This window comes from Paenibacillus polymyxa (assembly GCF_015710975.1).
In the GTDB taxonomy this organism is placed as follows: Bacteria; Bacillota; Bacilli; order Paenibacillales; family Paenibacillaceae; genus Paenibacillus; species Paenibacillus polymyxa.
Map to the genome: position 1 here is coordinate 2,971,435 of NZ_CP049783.1, position 16,928 is coordinate 2,988,362.

General features: G+C 46.7%; 13 protein-coding genes, 3 pseudogenes and 1 other annotated feature (1 of these 17 running past the window's edge). Of the genes and pseudogenes, 10 read left to right on the forward strand and 6 right to left on the reverse strand.

The window, feature by feature from the left end:
• Positions 1–180 (forward strand) — a binding site (T-box leader) (it extends 78 nt beyond the left edge of the window).
• 55 nt (positions 181–235) lie between these two features.
• Positions 236–1,225 carry a tryptophan--tRNA ligase gene (gene trpS / locus G7035_RS13295; protein ID WP_016819987.1) on the forward strand — a complete coding sequence of 330 codons (990 nt, stop codon included), beginning with the start codon at positions 236–238 and terminating at the stop codon, positions 1,223–1,225.
• 42 nt (positions 1,226–1,267) lie between these two features.
• Here trpS and G7035_RS13300 read toward each other — a convergent pair whose 3' ends face one another.
• Positions 1,268–1,435, reverse strand: coding sequence for a hypothetical protein (locus tag G7035_RS13300; protein ID WP_016324694.1), 168 nt, complete (start codon positions 1,433–1,435; stop codon positions 1,268–1,270).
• Positions 1,436–1,555: 120 nt separating this feature from the next.
• Between G7035_RS13300 and G7035_RS13305 the strand changes: the two genes are divergently transcribed.
• The gene (locus G7035_RS13305) at positions 1,556–1,777 is read left to right on the forward strand and encodes an alpha/beta-type small acid-soluble spore protein (protein WP_013311857.1); all 222 of its coding nucleotides are present in this window, start codon (positions 1,556–1,558) and stop codon (positions 1,775–1,777) included.
• Positions 1,778–2,026: 249 nt separating this feature from the next.
• Here G7035_RS13305 and G7035_RS13310 read toward each other — a convergent pair whose 3' ends face one another.
• Positions 2,027–3,010, reverse strand: a complete 984-nt coding sequence (locus tag G7035_RS13310) for a metal-dependent hydrolase (RefSeq protein ID WP_019688543.1) — start codon at positions 3,008–3,010, stop codon at positions 2,027–2,029.
• Positions 3,011–3,213: 203 nt separating this feature from the next.
• Between G7035_RS13310 and cyoE the strand changes: the two genes are divergently transcribed.
• The gene (gene cyoE, locus G7035_RS13315; protein ID WP_017427270.1) at positions 3,214–4,158 is read left to right on the forward strand and encodes a heme o synthase; all 945 of its coding nucleotides are present in this window, start codon (positions 3,214–3,216) and stop codon (positions 4,156–4,158) included.
• Positions 4,159–4,242: 84 nt separating this feature from the next.
• Here the strand turns inward: cyoE and G7035_RS13320 are convergent, their stop codons facing one another.
• From G7035_RS13320 to G7035_RS13330, 3 genes and pseudogenes are all read right to left on the reverse strand, one after another.
• The gene (locus tag G7035_RS13320; RefSeq protein WP_017427271.1) at positions 4,243–4,584 is read right to left on the reverse strand and encodes a toprim domain-containing protein; all 342 of its coding nucleotides are present in this window, start codon (positions 4,582–4,584) and stop codon (positions 4,243–4,245) included.
• 166 nt (positions 4,585–4,750) lie between these two features.
• Positions 4,751–4,819 (reverse strand): annotated as a pseudogene (locus G7035_RS27375) (YjcZ family sporulation protein); the annotation flags it as partial.
• A 180-nt stretch (positions 4,820–4,999) separates the two neighbouring features.
• A pseudogene (locus G7035_RS13330) lies at positions 5,000–6,168 on the reverse strand (MFS transporter).
• Between the two features lie 222 nt (positions 6,169–6,390).
• Between G7035_RS13330 and G7035_RS13335 the strand changes: the two are divergent.
• From G7035_RS13335 to G7035_RS13365, 7 genes and pseudogenes are all read left to right on the forward strand, one after another.
• Positions 6,391–6,873: a hypothetical protein gene (locus G7035_RS13335; RefSeq protein ID WP_019688541.1), complete on the forward strand. Its 483-nt coding sequence runs from the start codon at positions 6,391–6,393 to the stop codon at positions 6,871–6,873.
• Between the two features lie 16 nt (positions 6,874–6,889).
• The gene (locus tag G7035_RS13340; protein ID WP_019688540.1) at positions 6,890–8,041 is read left to right on the forward strand and encodes a transglutaminase domain-containing protein; all 1,152 of its coding nucleotides are present in this window, start codon (positions 6,890–6,892) and stop codon (positions 8,039–8,041) included.
• 19 nt (positions 8,042–8,060) lie between these two features.
• Positions 8,061–10,142 carry a peptidoglycan D,D-transpeptidase FtsI family protein gene (locus G7035_RS13345; RefSeq protein WP_019688539.1) on the forward strand — a complete coding sequence of 694 codons (2,082 nt, stop codon included), beginning with the start codon at positions 8,061–8,063 and terminating at the stop codon, positions 10,140–10,142.
• Between the two features lie 182 nt (positions 10,143–10,324).
• Positions 10,325–12,402 (forward strand): annotated as a pseudogene (locus G7035_RS13350) (peptidoglycan D,D-transpeptidase FtsI family protein).
• A gap of 81 nt (positions 12,403–12,483) precedes the next feature.
• Positions 12,484–13,233 (forward strand): Cof-type HAD-IIB family hydrolase, encoded by a 750-nt coding sequence (locus G7035_RS13355; RefSeq protein ID WP_019688537.1) that lies wholly within the window; start codon positions 12,484–12,486, stop codon positions 13,231–13,233.
• Between the two features lie 49 nt (positions 13,234–13,282).
• Positions 13,283–13,762, forward strand: coding sequence for a DUF456 domain-containing protein (locus G7035_RS13360; protein WP_017427276.1), 480 nt, complete (start codon positions 13,283–13,285; stop codon positions 13,760–13,762).
• 133 nt (positions 13,763–13,895) lie between these two features.
• Positions 13,896–15,530, forward strand: a complete 1,635-nt coding sequence (locus G7035_RS13365; RefSeq protein ID WP_019688536.1) for a putative polysaccharide biosynthesis protein — start codon at positions 13,896–13,898, stop codon at positions 15,528–15,530.
• 17 nt (positions 15,531–15,547) lie between these two features.
• Here G7035_RS13365 and G7035_RS13370 read toward each other — a convergent pair whose 3' ends face one another.
• A complete protein-coding gene (locus tag G7035_RS13370) occupies positions 15,548–16,837 on the reverse strand; it encodes a DUF2515 family protein (protein WP_019688535.1) in 1,290 nt (429 codons plus the stop codon).
• Positions 16,838–16,928 lie beyond the last annotated feature (91 nt).

Sequence of the window (16,928 nt, forward strand, 5' to 3'; positions counted from 1 at the left end):
TGCACTGCTGAATGGACCTTGGAGTGCCGCACAGAACAGGATTTTACTTTCCTCAGTATGACGGCCGATTGCTCCTCGTTAACGGAGCTTCAAGATTGCAGCGGCCACGTAGGATAGCTCCGACAACTCATAGGCTGACAGCAATGAATAAGGGTGGTACCACGGTCTCGCGTCCCTTGAGGATGCGGGGCCTTTTTGCGTTCTAAAATATTGAAATAATCGGAGGAGGAAGAATATGAAAACCGTACTTTCAGGTATTCAGCCTAGTGGACAACTTACTTTGGGTAATTACATCGGCGCAATGAAAAACTTTGTCAAATTGCAAGAGGATCATCAATGTTACTTTATGGTCGTAGACCTTCATGCGATTACTGTACCGCAGGAACCAGCTCAATTACGTGAGCAGTCGGAGGCGGTAGCGGCATTATTTATCGCAGCGGGTATTAACCCAGAGAAATCCAATGTCTTTTTACAATCCCATGTTCCTCAGCACGCTGAGCTGGGATGGTTGATGACAACACTGACGAATATGGGCGAGCTGGAGCGTATGACTCAGTTTAAGGACAAAGCCGCTGGCAAGGATTCCGTAGGGGCAGGGCTGTTCGTATATCCGTCATTGATGGCAGCTGACATTTTGCTCTACAATGCGGACCTTGTCCCAGTAGGCGACGACCAAAAACAGCATCTGGAGCTGACACGTGATTTAGCGGGCCGCTTTAATCACCGTTATGGAGATTATTTTACTGTTCCGGAGCCGTATATCCCTGAAGTAGGGGCGAGAATTATGTCCCTGGATGATGCATCCAAGAAAATGAGTAAGAGTAATCCGAATGCAGGCAGTTTTATTGCACTGCTGGACGATCCAAAAGTCATACGCAAAAAAATCAGCCGCGCTACTACCGATTCGGGCAGTGAGGTTAGATATGATCCAGCCAATAAACCGGAAATTAGTAATCTGATGGGCATTTACAGCCAATGTTCCGGTTTGTCGCTCCAAGAAGTGCAGGATCGCTATGAAGGCCAAATGTACGGGACATTTAAAAAAGAACTGGCAGAGACGGTTGTAGCTATGCTTGAACCGATTCAGCAGCGCTATCGCGATATCCGGGAATCCGGTGAAATTGGACATATTTTAGCCCAATCCGCAGAGCGTGCTCAAGAAGCTGCTGAAGTCACGCTGTCTGCGGTCAAAGAGCGCATGGGCTTTTTGCCACGTCTACGCTAGAGTCAATTGAAGACAGACAGATGGGGTCTTCTACAAATTAACTTAAGAACGGCGTTGTCGGGCCTTGATTACGAAGCCCCAGCCGATATTACCGACAGATAAAAGTCCCAGTAATATAGCAAGCCATGCAGAATAGCTGATGGATATAGCGGCTGCTGTCAGCAGAACAATGGATGAAACGGCGAACCATAGGGATAGACCTTTGCTCATGGTAAAAACCTCCAGCCTTCGAATGTTGAATTTCAGGAATAAGTAGATGTAAGTGAGCCATAATAATCTTGCAAGCTTGCAATGAACCTCACTCACAAAGAACTGAAAGGAGATTCAAATATGAGCAGACGTCGTTCAAACAACCTGCAAGTACCGCAGGCCAACGCCGCTTTACAACAATTAAAATATGAGGCAGCTCAAGAACTTGGCATCACCATCCCTCAGGACGGTTACTTCGGTAATGTCGTTTCCCGCGAAACAGGTTCTCTTGGGGGATACATCACGAAAAAGCTGGTCCAACAAGCAGAACAATCCTTGTCGGGCAGCAGCCGCTTGCAGTAATACACATAAACACTCCCATCTTGGAAGCTGTATTATGAGCAGCTGTGATGAAGAAAATCCGGAGCAAACATGCTCCGGATTTTTTTGCGCATGTTTATGACCATTGTGAATCACGTTAGTCTGCTTCGTCAAGAGGGCGCTTTCATGAAATGCTTTTTTTACGGGAATAGTCAAAAAAACAGCAAGCCCCCGTTTAAGGGAGACTTGCTGTCTGTAATACACTCGGCCTATTGTTAGCTTGGAAATATTTTAATTCGTATGCAAGGAAAGACGTTTTTGCATCTTTTCATCACTGAGCCATCCAATATAACTGTTGATCAGTCCGAATTGCTTATCCATCGCGACCACCGCCACAAATGGATATTGCCTCCGGTGTCGATACCTGACGTCTCCCCATCGCACAATATAGCCCCACTCCAGTTCTTCCACCTCGGCAACGGCAAAGGAGGAAAAATAGCGAAATGCTTGCACATCGCGATAGGATTTGGAGGCCTCTACGGCTGGATGTGTGGATGGAGTTGCGTGTTTCGTCCAAAATAAATGCTTGCCATTTAATCCGCCAATGTCATAGCTTCCATTCTGATGAGCTTTTACCACATGCCACCGGTTCCATGATACCGTGGGAATGATATAATAGGTGTCGCCTTCCTGACGCTTGTTGTCCATATCACGTACCGCTTTTCTGGTAATAAAATGACTCCAGGTTCGCCAAATGTAATACAGGCCAATAATGATGTACAGCGTAATAAATAAGGGGGCGGGCGGAACCAATCCGGTGATCCACAGCATGATCGCAGCAACATGGGTGCCGAAAATAAAGGGATCAAAAATATGGATGATATTCCAAGATATCCACTTATTCGTAAACGGCCGAAATGCCTGGGTTCCGTACGTATTGAATAAATCTGTGAATACATGCAGGCAGACGGCAATCGTTACCCATAATGCTACGTGACCTGGGGGCACATCCCTGAAGATCAGGCAAATCAGTCCCGTTATGGACAAGATCCATATCAACCAGAAGGGGATAGAATGCGACAGTCCACGGTGATTGCGAATATACGCTGCATTATTTTTCAACCGAAGCAAGGTGTCAAAGTCCGGAGCTTGTGACCCTACGACTGTAGCGAGCAGTATGACCGCTGCTAGCTTGGGATCTCCGGCGACGACAGGATCAGTATAGGCCAGCCCGGCCAACCCGACTCCCATGACAAAGTGTGTGGCTGTATCCATATCTGTCGCTCCTTTTGTATTGTTTCCTGTACTTATTACTACCCAAATTTACTGTAAACGATCAGCAGGGGTGATTTGCCATCTGAATTGTGAACGTTTTGTGCGTTTTCTGTCAAACTTTTTGGGGTAGGTATATGATAAAATTTATATCGGAGTTCAACTTACTCCCGAATTCATACATCTCTAAGGGGGAGTTACTCACAATGGATAATATTAGTTATAAGACTTCTTCGGATGCGGCTACCTATTCTGTAAAATCTAAACCACCCGGCAAGGCGGGCACTTGGAAAGATTTTATTACAGTTACCAAGCCAGGCATCCTTCGTACTAATCTGGTTGCAGCCTTCGGTGGTTTTTGGTTGGCATCGCAATGGGACGTTGACTATATAAAGTTAATTCTTACACTCTTAGGTACAATGCTGGTTATGGCGTCTTCTTGTGTCTTTAACAACTACTTTGACCGTGAGTTGGATTTGAAGATGGAGCGCACACGTAATCGCTCACTGCCAACAGGACGTCTGACCCCTACAACGGTGTTGTCATACGCTATTATTTTGGGTATTGTCGGCTTGGCTGTTTTATTCTTCTTCTCTGGTGTGAAGGCAGGACTACTGGGCATATTGGGTATGTTTGTCTACGTTGGCATCTATACACTCTGGTTGAAACGTTCATCTACATGGAGTACATCCATTGGCGGTATTTCTGGAGCTATGCCTCCGGTAATTGGTTATGTTGCCGCATCGGGCCGTATTGACATGGGTGCTTGGCTCTTATTCGCACTATTGTTCTTATGGCAACCTCCTCACTTCTGGGCACTTGCCATTCGCAGAGTTGAGGAATATCGCGCAGCAGGATTTCCATTGCTGCCAGTCGTGAAAGGCATCCATCGGACTAAGATTCAGATGATTCCTTATATTGTGCTGCTGATCCCGGTACCCATCCTTATGTATGCTTATGGATATGCCGGTATGATTTTTATGATCGTGTCCGTGTTACTGTCCGTGCTTTGGGCGTTTTATGCCTTTAAAGGCTTTACGATTAAGGAAGAAGAAACGGATTCGTGGGCAAAAAAAGTATTTTTCTTTTCCATTAACCATTTGACACTCAGCTTCTTGCTGATGATCGTTGATACGGTTCATAAGTTCTAATACCAATCTTAGAAGCTGTACTATATAGAGCTGTCCAACAGGCATGAAATTGACCTGAGGACAGCTCTTTTGTTATTTGCAGGACTAAAGAACAGGAGGGTATACAATGTATTCCTCAAGCCCTGCTTTTTCCAGCTGGGCAATTACATATTCATCTGGAGTACCTTCTACGCCTGCATAGCCTTTGCGTGTATACATATGAAGGGCATCCGGAAAAGCGTCTGCAAGCACACCTCTTATTTTTTTCCCTGAGCTGTCGTTGTCCATAAATAAAAATATTTCGTCATGCTTGGTCCGCTGGCGGAGGGATTCTAATTTTATTGAGTTTAGTGTGCCGAAGGTGCATAAAATGTTGACCTCCGGATCGAGTAATCGGCGGAGTTTACTGCGGTCATTTTTTCCTTCGACAATCACGGTTATCGCCATTTTGCTCACCCCTTGCTTGATGCCTGTGCTCGAAATTCCCCGGGAAATGAAAGAATATGTGTATAGTTTAGCTCTAAAAGGGGTTCTCATGCAAAAAACAACAAAACAGCCTGCCGTAAGTGGCAGGCATGGGTTACAAAGCCGGATGTTAGGGCTAATTAGAACATTAGAACCAGCAAGTACGAAGAATGATGACGAGCAGAATATAAAGAACAAGAATGGTACCAGTTGAAGTTCCAAAAACAGGGCAAGGGCTTACAGGATGACAGTGGCTCATGGGCTGCACCTCCCTTTGTATTGAATTGTTCAGTCAAATTAGTCTATGAGGAGCAGGGTATTAGGTACTGTGCGTAAGCCCTCTAGAACGTATTTTGGGCTTTAAAGGTAGCATCTCAGCATGGCCCCTTAGTTATAATTAGGAATGGTAAGGACCCGAGGTAGATAGTGGTGGTGTAGGAGATAATCGCTGAACAGGAACGAATAGTAGACCAGTCATCAAAATTAGAAATGCGATAAAAAAAGGAGATATGTGATCCGGAAGCTGGCCCGCCAGTACAGGCCCGGCAAAGGAGCCGATAGACGTTGCAATGGATTGTAGGGCAAAGGTTTTGCCCAATCGAGCCCCTCCGATTCGTATGAAAAGAGAGGCCAGCGCTGGAAAAATGATGCCTTTGGCTGTTCCCAAAATAAACAGGATGATGCCTATGGTCGCTTCAGGCGTGGTGGCGAGTGCGTAGAAGCTTAAAGACATCAGAATAATGCCGCAAATTAACCTTACCATCGGTGAATATTTGTTCAGAAAAAGCAAACTGAGCGTACAGAGTGCTCCCAAACTGATGATGGAAAAGAGCAATCCGGTGGACATCATGGACGCAGAACCGTTATTTCGTAATGGGATCTCGTAAAATAAAATGCCTTGTGCGCACGCCAAAACAAAAGGTAGAAGCAGATAACGCCAATTGAAGGGTAACCGCGTCTGTGCTGCTGACTGTGGAGCAGGTGTCGTATGACCATCAGATAATTGGGCCTGTGGAGCGGGTGCTTTTTTGGGTAAGGTGAAATAAGCCATAAGCCCCGTGATTACGAGAATGATACCAAGGGAGCTAAATGTCTCGCTAAAGCCAAAGCTGGCTACGATAAATGCGCCTGCAGCTGGAGATAGAACTGAGGCCAACGTATGGACAACACCATGTCCCGACATATATTTGCCCTGCGTAACCGGATGATCGGACAGTTGCGCCAGCATGGCCAGACAGGCTGGAGATAAAAAGGCCAACACATAACCACTAATCGCACGCAGAAAAAGCAATTCCCACGGTGTATGGATGTACGATTGAATGATCAGGATGATGCCTGCAGCTGTCAGGCTGAACATAATATATCGGCGACTGCCGTGTTTGTCGACTTTGGGACCTGCCATTAAATTGCCAGGCAGGTGAGTCAGAGAGTAAATTCCCATCATCCAACCGATAAAGGTAGGAGCTGCCCCCAGAGAGATGGCGAATGGTGTCAAAATAGGATATTGTGCATGCAGATCAAAAAGGCAATGAACAAGAAGAGATACAGCCAGAGGGCTGTTTTCATGTGATTGACCCCCTTTCCTAAATGTAAACTTTCATGTTACTTCGTATTGGCCCTTCCTAAGTTGTACGCCAGATTGGACGAACATAGACCACTTTGTGTGGACAAGAATTGAAAGACAAGGTATGTATAAGACCTAAGCTGACAGGACATTGCGTAATCATGTATAATTACAGAGACAATTTTGCAATTTGAATCATGTAGTTGGAAACGGGAGTGTAGCGAATGGATAAGAACGTCTGGTCAGAGTTTTTGGAACATAATTGGCAGATCGTTCAGGATAACTGGCTGTATATAGTGATTGGGCTTGTCCTATTGTTAGTCATATTGAAGATTGTAAGAACTCTCGTAAAATGGCTGATCGTCATTATTGTGATTGCAGGCTTGCTAGTCTACAGTGGTATTTCCTTTGAACAGGTTGGCAAGGTCGTGACTCAGGCAAAGGATGACGCAATTAACAAGGTTCAGAGCGAGGCTTTGAACATGATGATAAAAGAGGGGCAAAATGCCAAATACACCTCCAACGGAGATGGTACATTTACAGTGACCAGTTCCAACCTGGAAGTAAAAGGTCCGTTTGAGGGGAACAAGGTCAAGGTATGGTTTCAGGGAATGTCGCTGGGCGAATGGAGTATGAGTGACACAGTCAAGAAATATATCGAAAGTGCGAAAGACTTGGCTGCTGCACAGCCGCCACAGTCGCCGTAAAGACAGGAGGAACACAATGAACCCATCCTGGCTGGAGTCTATTCTTCATTGGAATGGCGTGACGGTGTTTCTGATCGCCATCGTAGTATTGTCGTTGATACAGGGGTGGAGGCGAGGGGCCTCCAGATCTGTAGGTGCGCTGTTTAGTCTCATTGTGGATGGCATACTCACTGTGGCGGGTATTTTGTGCTCGTTCGGGTTAGCCATGTGGCTTTCACCAAAGGTGCAGCAATGGCTGGCAGCTTACATGGAGCATTTGCCACAGCGAAAACTAAGTGGGATTGAGCAATTTTATTATACGCTTGTGGCGGGGATAGAGGGGTTTCCGCTGCTGCGGTTTGCCGTATTGTTCATGCTCAGTTATGCTATCGCCCAGTTTATACTGCGTGCCATTTATGTGCTGATGGTAGGTGGCAAATCAGATTCCTCTCTCCATGAGCATCCCCAAAAATCGGGCTTTTTCAGCAGGGTGGCAGGGGCCGGCATAGGTACTCTTATTGGTGGAGCTCGCGCCATGATGATCATAGCCCTGCTGTTCATAGGCGTAAGTCTGTACCCAGACAGCGGGTTTAGCAGCTACGTACAAGCTTCGCCGATTTATAAGCAAGGTGCGCAATCGGTCATTGAGCCGTTGTCCGGGACTCTGATTAAGGATAAACTCCCTGTATTTACGCAGGCTGTTACCAAGGAATTGAATGGTATCATGCAGCGCAAATACGAAATAATCGACCGGGACATTCCAAGCGATATCGTTCAGGCAGCGGCCAAGATTACAGAAGGGGCTAGCGGTGACGAGCAAAAAGCCAGAGCGTTGTATGAATGGGTAGGCACCCGCATTAGCTATGATTACAGTAAGGTGGAAGCCTATGAGCAACGTGGTGACTGGCATGAACAGACTCCCCGAGATACGTTTGATACACGTAAAGGAGTGTGCATTGATTATGCCCGCCTGTACTCAATGATGGCTCGTTCACAGGGACTACAGGTCAAGGTCGTAACAGGCCTTGGATACAACGGACAGGGAGGATACGGGTCCCATGCCTGGAATGAGGTGTATTTGAGCGGACAGCATCAGTGGGTTCCGTTAGACCCGACCTGGGCACAAAGTGGAGACTGGTTTAATCCGCCTGGTTTTGCCCAGACACATATCAAGGATAAAGTGATTTAAAGGGAGTGGAGAAGAGCACATGAGAAAGATAGACAACGAGCAGGGAAAAGACAACGAGTCGTCCGACCGAAAAAGATTCAGCTTCAGAATCAACCTGTTCTTTTTCAGCTCGTTCATTATATTTACTGTCATTATCGTAAGACTGGCGATACTTCAATTTGTGGAGGGACCTCAGCTCAAGCAGCAGGAGGCCAGTAATGTTACTAAAAATGTACCACTTACGCCGATTCGCGGAACGATTTATGATTCAACCGGCCAGAACAGACTGGCGTATTCGACACCTGTACAATCGCTGTATATCACACTCTCCAAGAACTATAGTGACAGCTTGGAAGAAAAGCGTAATCCTGATAAAAAGCTGTTGCCTGAGCTGGAGAATATGACACAAAAGCTGGCGAATCGATTTGCTCAATACGGCGATAAAGATGAGCCGCAAATGACGGCAGAACAAATTATGGACGCTATGGATCGGAACTATCAACGATTTAGCGGTTTTACGCCGCGTCTGATTAAAACGAATCTTAATAAAGATGAAGTTGCCTATTTTATGCAGCATAAGAGTGAGTTTCCAGGCGTAGATGTCGTTGAAGAGACGGTACGTCATTACGATCCTGATACGGTAGCTGTTCAAGCGGTCGGTTATATTAAAAGTTACAAAAGTGCGCGTGAAACGTTGGATAAATATAAGAATATCCAAAAATCCATGTCAGCTGAAAATGATCCGGGCCTCATCTATATGGATAACGAATCTGTGGGCTTTGATGGACTGGAATATCAATATCAGGAACAGTTACGAGGGAAAAATGGCTATAAAACGGTTCCGATTGATCCGCGCAATATGCCGGAGGGTGTAGATTCTGTTACTCCTCCGCAAAAAGGGGATAATGTCTATTCCACGATTAACAAAGAAATTCAGGTGAAGACTGAAAATGCCATTATGGATCAATTGAGATGGCTCCACACACACGCTGTATCTGGCAGGACTCATCCTTATGCGAAAACAGGCTTTGCTGTAGCCATGGAAGTGGATACAGGGAATGTAGTCGCGATGGCCAGCATGCCGGATTATGATGCGAATTATTGGCAGACAGGTACGATTTCAAAAGACAAATATGAAGAAATAAAACATGTGTATCAAAACGCTACAATTAAGAACGTTGGCTCAGGCCAATCTGGACAGCACCCAGATTCTACCGTGCTTCTCGGATCAACTATTAAACCGCTGTCTGTTCTTATTGGATTGGAAGAAGGACTATTTACGACAAATACGTACTATCAAGACACAGGAGCTGCTTATTTCGGACGTAATAATTCCGCACGGGTGCGGAACTCGTCTGGTCATGTGTACGGTTCAATGGACCCGGCTACCGCTATACGTCATTCCTCTAATGCTTTCATGGTCGATATGGTTGGCAAGCGCCTATATAACAAATACAGAAATAATGCTACAGAAGACCAGGGGATAAATGTATGGGACCGTTATATGAAGGAGTTTGGATTAGGTGTTTCCACTGGAGTAGACTTGCCTGGTGAGTTCCGGGGTTGGCGAGAGTATACGAATAAATCCGAGTCGGTACTTTCTAGACTAGCGTATGCTTCCTTTGGTCAGCAAGGTAAGTATACTCCAATGCAACTTGCCCAGTACGCAACGATGATTGCTACTAAGGGCAAACGGATGGAGCCGCATTTGGTCAGTCAAATTAAAGATACCAACGGTAATGTGGTTCAAACGTTTAAGCCGAAGGTGCTGAATGAAGTGAAATTTCCGGATGCTTACTGGAATGAAGTCATACGCGGGATGGCAACAGATGTCAGCGCATTTAAAGGTTTCCCTTATGACTTTGCTCGCAAAACGGGGACATCACAGCAGAGTGTAGGCAGAGAACTAAAAGATAACGGGGTATTTATCGCCTTTGCACCACGCCAGAATCCTAAACTTGCAGTAGCAGTTGTCATTCCTGAAGGAGGCTTCGGAGCTTGGAGCGCCGGACCTGTGGCACGTAAAATATTTGATGCTTACGACGAAGTGTACGGTCTGGACGGTGTTCCAAAGAAAAAGGATGCAGCGACAGCCGATCCTAATACAGCCAAACAGCCATAATCATTTTTATACAGATATTATTTCAGGTAAGCTTTTCTTAGCCATTGAGCTGAGGAAAGCTTTTTTGTGTTTTTTTATACGTTTTCTTACAAAATTGTCATCTTGGATTTCCTTGTTTCTTGTTTCAAATATGGTAGGATCAGGAATATGAGACCTATTGGAAGGAGTAATGATCAGCTAATATGGACAGAGGAAGTTTGGATAAAAAATTTTCATTCAAAAAGAAAATTGGTGAAGAGGACGAAGAAACGCGAAAACAGCGGACGGTTTTACGAACCAACCTACTGTTTTTTAGTGTTTTTGTGCTGTTTGCCCTGATCATTACCAGACTAGCTGTATTGCAGTTTATACAATCAGAGGAGCTGAAGGGCCAGCAGCAATCCATAAATACAAAAAATGTTCCGCTAACCCCGAGTCGCGGTACGATTTATGACTCCACGGGTAAGGTTAGACTGGCATATTCGACTCCAATGCAGTCCCTGTATGTGACTTTGCCTAAGGATTATAGCAAGCGTACGGAGAAAGGTCGCAAGCCGGGGGACAAGCTGCTTCCTGAACTTAATGCTTTTGCTGACAAGCTTGCTAGTAAATTAAACGAGTTGGGTCATAGCGAAGGAGAGCGACTTGATGCAAAGGAAATTATACAACGACTTGACCCGGATTATATTCAATATAGGGGATTTACCCCGCGTTTGGTCAAATCCGACCTGAGTCAGAAGGAAATTGCTTATTTTCTGGAGCATCGAACAGAGTTTCCAGGTGTAGAGGTCATCGAAGAAAGTGTACGCCATTATGACCCGGATCGGGTCGCAGTCCAAACGATAGGATATATGTACAAATTTAAAGGAGCCCGAGCGAATCGCTCCAAATATAAAGAGTTGTATGAGGCCAATTCGGAGGTTCTAAGACCGGAACAAGTGTATTCGGAAAGCGAAACTGTCGGATATGATGGCTTGGAGCTTCAGTATCAAGACGAGTTAAGAGGGGAAAATGGCTATAAAACGGTAGAGGTTAACCCTCGAAGCATGCCGGAGGGCATTAGATCCATTACACCACCAGCGAAAGGTCATCATCTGTACTCTACCATCAACAAGGAAATTCAACAAAAAACCGAACAGGCGATTATGGATCAACTCCGCTGGCTTCGTACCCATGCCGTATCGGGTAAACTTCATCCGGATGCAACTACTGGCTTCGCTGTAGCGATGGAGGTAGAGACCGGACATATCGTAGCAATGGCCAGCATGCCGGACTATGACTCGAATGTATGGAAAACGGGAAGTGCGTCGCCTTCAGTGTATGACGATATTCAGCATAGAATGGGGAACGGAACGATTAAATCTGTACCTAGTGGAAAAGTGGGTCCGCACCCAGAATCCTCGGTTCTGCTGGGTTCAACCATTAAGCCGCTGACTGTGCTGATCGGGTTGAAGGAAAATCTGTTTTCGCCTGGACAAACATATCAGGATACAGGAAGTGCGTACTATGGAAAAAATCGCTCCAGCCGAGTCGGTAATTCAGGCGGACATGTGTATGGCTCACTAACACCTAGTAAAGCAATTGAGGTCTCGTCAAATACGTTCATGGTCGATATGATCGGCAAGCCGCTGTATGCCAAATACGGAAGTAATGCAGGAATGCATCAGGGAATTGATGTATGGGACAAGTATATGAAGCAATTTGGACTGGGTGTACCGACGGAAGTCGATCTGCCCGGTGAGTGGGCAGGCAGACTGGAGTACACCAGCAAGCATGAAAGTGCACTGACACGCTTAGTACAGGCATCCTTTGGTCAGCAAGGGAAGTATACAACGATGCAGCTGGCCCAGTATACGACTGTGCTGGCAAGCAAAGGCAAGCGAGTGCAGCCTCATTTGGTCAGTAAAATTGTGGATGACCAGGGGAATCTCGTACGTGAGTTTAAGCCGAAGGTGCTGAATGAGGTCGCTTTTTCAGATACGTACTGGAATACTGTGATTCGTGGTATGGCTACCGATGTTAAAGCCTTTAACGGATTTCCCTATGACTATGCACGCAAAACGGGAACTTCTCAGCAGGTGGTGGGACGTACGGTTAAAGATAATGGGGTATTTATCGCTTTTGCTCCGCGTCAAAATCCGAAGCTGGCTGTAGCCGTTATCATCCCGGAGGGGGCTTTGGTGCGACGAGTGCGGGACCGGTTGCGCGTAAAATATTTGATGCGTATGACGAAGTATACGGGCTTGATGGTAATCCTAAAAAGCCTCTGGTAGCGAAATAAGGACTTGAATACTTTTGTGGGCTTCTCTTTTTCATGGTAAAATGTCGTTGGACATAAGGGACAACAGGAGGAAGAGAGACCATGGGAGAAAACCAATATAAATACAAACTGCTTGCGCTCGACATGGATGGAACTTTACTGAATGATAATCATGAAATAAGCTTGGAAACAATTAATTGGATTAATAAGGCGATTCAGGAAGGGACTCATGTATGCTTGTCCACCGGACGTGCAGCGATGCATGCTTTGCCTTACGGTCAGCAACTCGGTCTGGAGACGCCAATGGTAACTGTAAACGGCAGTGAAGTATGGAAATCACCTCACGAATTGTGGCGCCGCTATTTGCTTGATAAGGAGCTTATTCGCAAGATGCACCAGATTGCCATAGAAACAGGCTCCTGGTTCTGGGCTTACTCAACCGAGGAGTTATACAACAGAGATCGTTGGCCGGACACATTGGACACACAGGAATGGCTCAAATTCGGTTATAATACGGAAAATGACGAAATTCGCCATCAAATTTTGCTCAAGCTTCAGGAGATGGGGGGACTTGAAATTTCCAATTCTTCGATGACGAATCTGGAAATTAATCCGGCCGGTATATCCAAAGCCAGTGGCATCGCTGAAGTGTGCGACCTGCTCGGCATTACCATGGAGCAGGTGGTTGCCGTAGGTGACAGTCTGAATGACCTGGCTGTGATTCAAGCGGCTGGACTGGGTGTAGCGATGGGGAATGCTCAGGATACGGTAAAAGAAGCCGCTAATGTGGTTGTGGCTTCGAATAATGAGGACGGCATTGTAGAAGTGATTCGAGATTATGTACTTGTGTAATAAAATGATGGTGCACAAGCAAGATGAATAGACGAGAAGGAGGAGGCCCATGGACGTTTTAGGTTGGATTGTTGTCATTGTACTGTTCATTGTGGGCATGGCGGGAGCGGTGTATCCCGTATTGCCGGGGGCGCTCGCCATTTATTTTGCATTTTTTGTATACGGCTGGTTTTTCTCGTTTGCTCAATACAATGCATTGTTTTGGATTATACAAACACTTATCGTCGTTGCCCTTTTTGTTGCGGATTATGCTGTGAATGCGTGGGGAGTCAAGCGATTTGGCGGCTCGCGTCTGTCAGCGATCCTTAGTACAGTAGGAATCATTATTGGCCCTTTCGTTATTCCGGCATTCGGTCTGATTTTGGGACCATTTATCGGTGCTGTGCTGGGTGAACTGATTGGCAAAGCCCCGCTGGATCGAGCTATAAAAGTGGGCTTTGGCTCCGTCTTGGGCCTATTTACTAGCACCGTGATGAAAGTAATTTTGCAGCTTGCCATGATTATTGTATTCTTAATTTGGGTGTTTTAACCTGAGATTCGTTTATTATGATTTACAGAGACAGAATCGACATGCGGCTCCGCACCGGTGATGGCTCAGGCCATGACTGTTTTTTGCGGAGCTTTTGCATGCATGTGAACAGCAAGAAAGAAGGGAACGCATTTTGTCCAATAAAGAAACATTCCTTAAAGGTACGCTTATTTTAGCCGCTGCCGCCTTGGTGGCCAGAGTGCTTGGTCTGGTACAGCGCGTTCCATTGGAGCATTTGCTAGGCTCCGTCGGGAACGCCTCGTTTACCATTGCGAACAACGCTTATTTGATGCTGCTCACGGTCGCTACGGCCGGCATTCCCAGCACACTGAGCAAAATGGTTTCGGAACGCTACGCACTGGATCGGCCTGCGGAAGCGCGACGTGTGTATCGTGCGGCTTTGATATTCGCGGCCGTGGCCGGTGTTATCATTACGGCGCTGCTGTATTTTGGTGCGCCTTATTTTGCCGAGCATGTAGCAGGGGTTCCGCAGTCTGCTTTGGCTATTCAGGCTTTGGCACCCGCTTTGCTGTTGTTTCCTGCTATTGCCATGATGCGTGGATACTTCCAAGGACGTGGTAATATGACCGCAGGCGGTATTTCACAAATTGTGGAGCAGGTCGCACGGGTAGCAACCGCAATTCTGCTCGCCTTTATTATTTTGAAGCTTGGCTATGGAGATCGTGAGGTTGCGGCGGGTGCCTCCTTTGGGGGTGTCATGGGAAGCCTCGGCGCTCTGGCGGTCATGTTGTATTACACGGTGAAACTGCGTCGTCAGGATCGCCAAGATCGTCAAGAGCAATTCCAAGAGGAAAGCTCCGCGTTACCGATGATGCGGATTTACAAAGATATTTTTAAGCTCTCTATTCCCATCGTATTGTCGTCTCTGACGGTTCCGGCGGTTAATTTTATTGATACGTCGATTGTAGTTAGACTGCTGTCTGGACAAGTGGGATTGGATCAGGCGACTACTCAGTTGGGTTATCTAGGCTCTAGGGCACAGAGTGTGGCAGGTATTCCTCCAATTTTGGCCATTGCACTCAGTCAATCGCTCATTCCGATCATTTCGGCGGCTTTTGCCCGTAAGGATGAACAGCATTTACAAAATCAGATGACGCTTGCCTTGCGTATCTCTATTTTGACCGGAATGCCGATTGTGTTGGCTTTATGTGTAACTGCATATTCTATTAATGGTCTGTTGTTCAGCTCGCTTGGAGGCAGCGGAATTATCGCTGTTTTGACACTCGGAACGATCTTCCAGATTACGATGATGACTTCTAATTCGATATTGATCGGTATGGGCAAGCCGCGTATTTCAATGGTCAATGTGATGGTTGGTATCGTCGTGAAGTTGGCAGCGAGCTGGCTGCTGGCTGGTTGGCTTGGAATTTACGGAATTATTGCCGCAACCGGATTATGTTTTCTCGTCATTACGTTGCTGAATTTGCGTGTGCTGAAAGGTATTGTTTCCTTCTCAATCATGGGCCGTCGCTGGGCAGGCTTCCTAACCGCTGTCGTAGTCTCGGGAGCTATCGGGTACGGAGTAAATGAAGCCTGCATTTTGCTGGTACACCTGATGCCTGCGCGTGTAGCCTTCTTGATCGCGTGCTGTATTGCCGGAGCGGTTGTACTGGTATGCTACTTGGTATTGCTGGTTGTATTGCGCGTATTGCGCAGGGACGAGCTGGGCAACTATCCGCGTATGTTGCAGAAGGTATTGCGTCCGTTAATGCGCCTACAGCGTGAGTCCACTGGACAACGAAGCTAAAAGAATCCTTCCTCTGTTCAATGAAAGGACCTAAAGCTGTTATGAGCATCACGGGCCATTGCTGTTTTTTGTATGCCGTAGCGATGCTCATGGCGCATAGCAAATAACAGAGGCCGTCTTGGTTCACTGATATGCCCAAGTGTAGAACCGTCCTGAAACCAGTCATAACGGGGAATCGGATCATAGGCTGTATCTGACCAAACGGCGTTCAGTTCCGGGCTGTACAGACGTTGACTTGGCGGGAGCCATTCATGTGCTAAAAGCGTTGCACTCTCTTCTGGAGAGCGCAGCGCTTTTTGTTCATTTGGAGTGAACAGTCCCGGCCAATAGTCGCTGCGAGAACCGGTATGCGGCACACTGGCAGCAAATGCGGATGCCTGATCCAGTACCTGCTGATGGCCAAATAACATAGCGTAGAGACTTTTGCCAAAGCCGATCCGCTCGTCCAGATGGCCGAAACGCTCCATGACAAGTCCGGCAAGGCCACCGTTTAGCCCAAGCGGAAATATAACTTGATTGAGCTGAAGCCAGTCATGCAAATAAAAGCCCGGCTTGTGTGTCACAAATTTTTGAAAATACGGATCTTTCACGACACGTCCTTCAATATAGTTTTGTTCATTAATAATGAGCGCCACCGTCAAAAGAGAACTATCCCGCCAAGCCCAGAAACGTTCCCAAAAGGGCTTCATGAATGGCGAAACGTGAAAATAAGGTAACAAATGGAAGCAACTTCGTCCCAAATGACGGCTGTGCATGTAAAGCTGCAACTGTGGATAAGCGTCCTGAAAAATAAGGGCGTTACAGCGCTCAAGTAGTCGATACAGCCACTCCTTTTCCTGTTCGCCAAACAGGTCGCCAATGAGCTCTCCTTTCAGATCAGTCATATTATAGCCGCCATTACGAGAAACCAGATGGGCCAGTAATGCCCAGTGTAATTCCGGGTAGCCACGATAGCATTCAAGGTAAGCGGCAGTGCGCGTGATGTTGCTGCGATTCTCCTGTGCTGTATCGTTCTTGATCCGCTCCAGCAGCTCACAGTCTGTTTCGCATAAGGGCATATTAAGAGAAGAGGGACGCGTAGCGGGTCCATTCACCAGCATTAATGCTTCAGCTTCATTCATGGCGGCTTGTGCCGAATGATAATCCCACGGCAGATCACGCAAGGGATAGCGTAATTTACGGGATTCGGTCCAAGCCGCACGTTTGCCCTCCCATGCCTCCTCCGCAACACGCGGAACGGAACCCAGTAACTTGAGCCCCCCCTGAAGCTGTCGAGATGCCACATGGAGCCATTCGGTGAGAGACATGTTTAAATAACCTCCTTTCAAATGCAGGCATCCCCGTATTCCACTAAGTATGTTGGGTATGCTGTTAGAATGTCGTCGCTTATGTGGATTC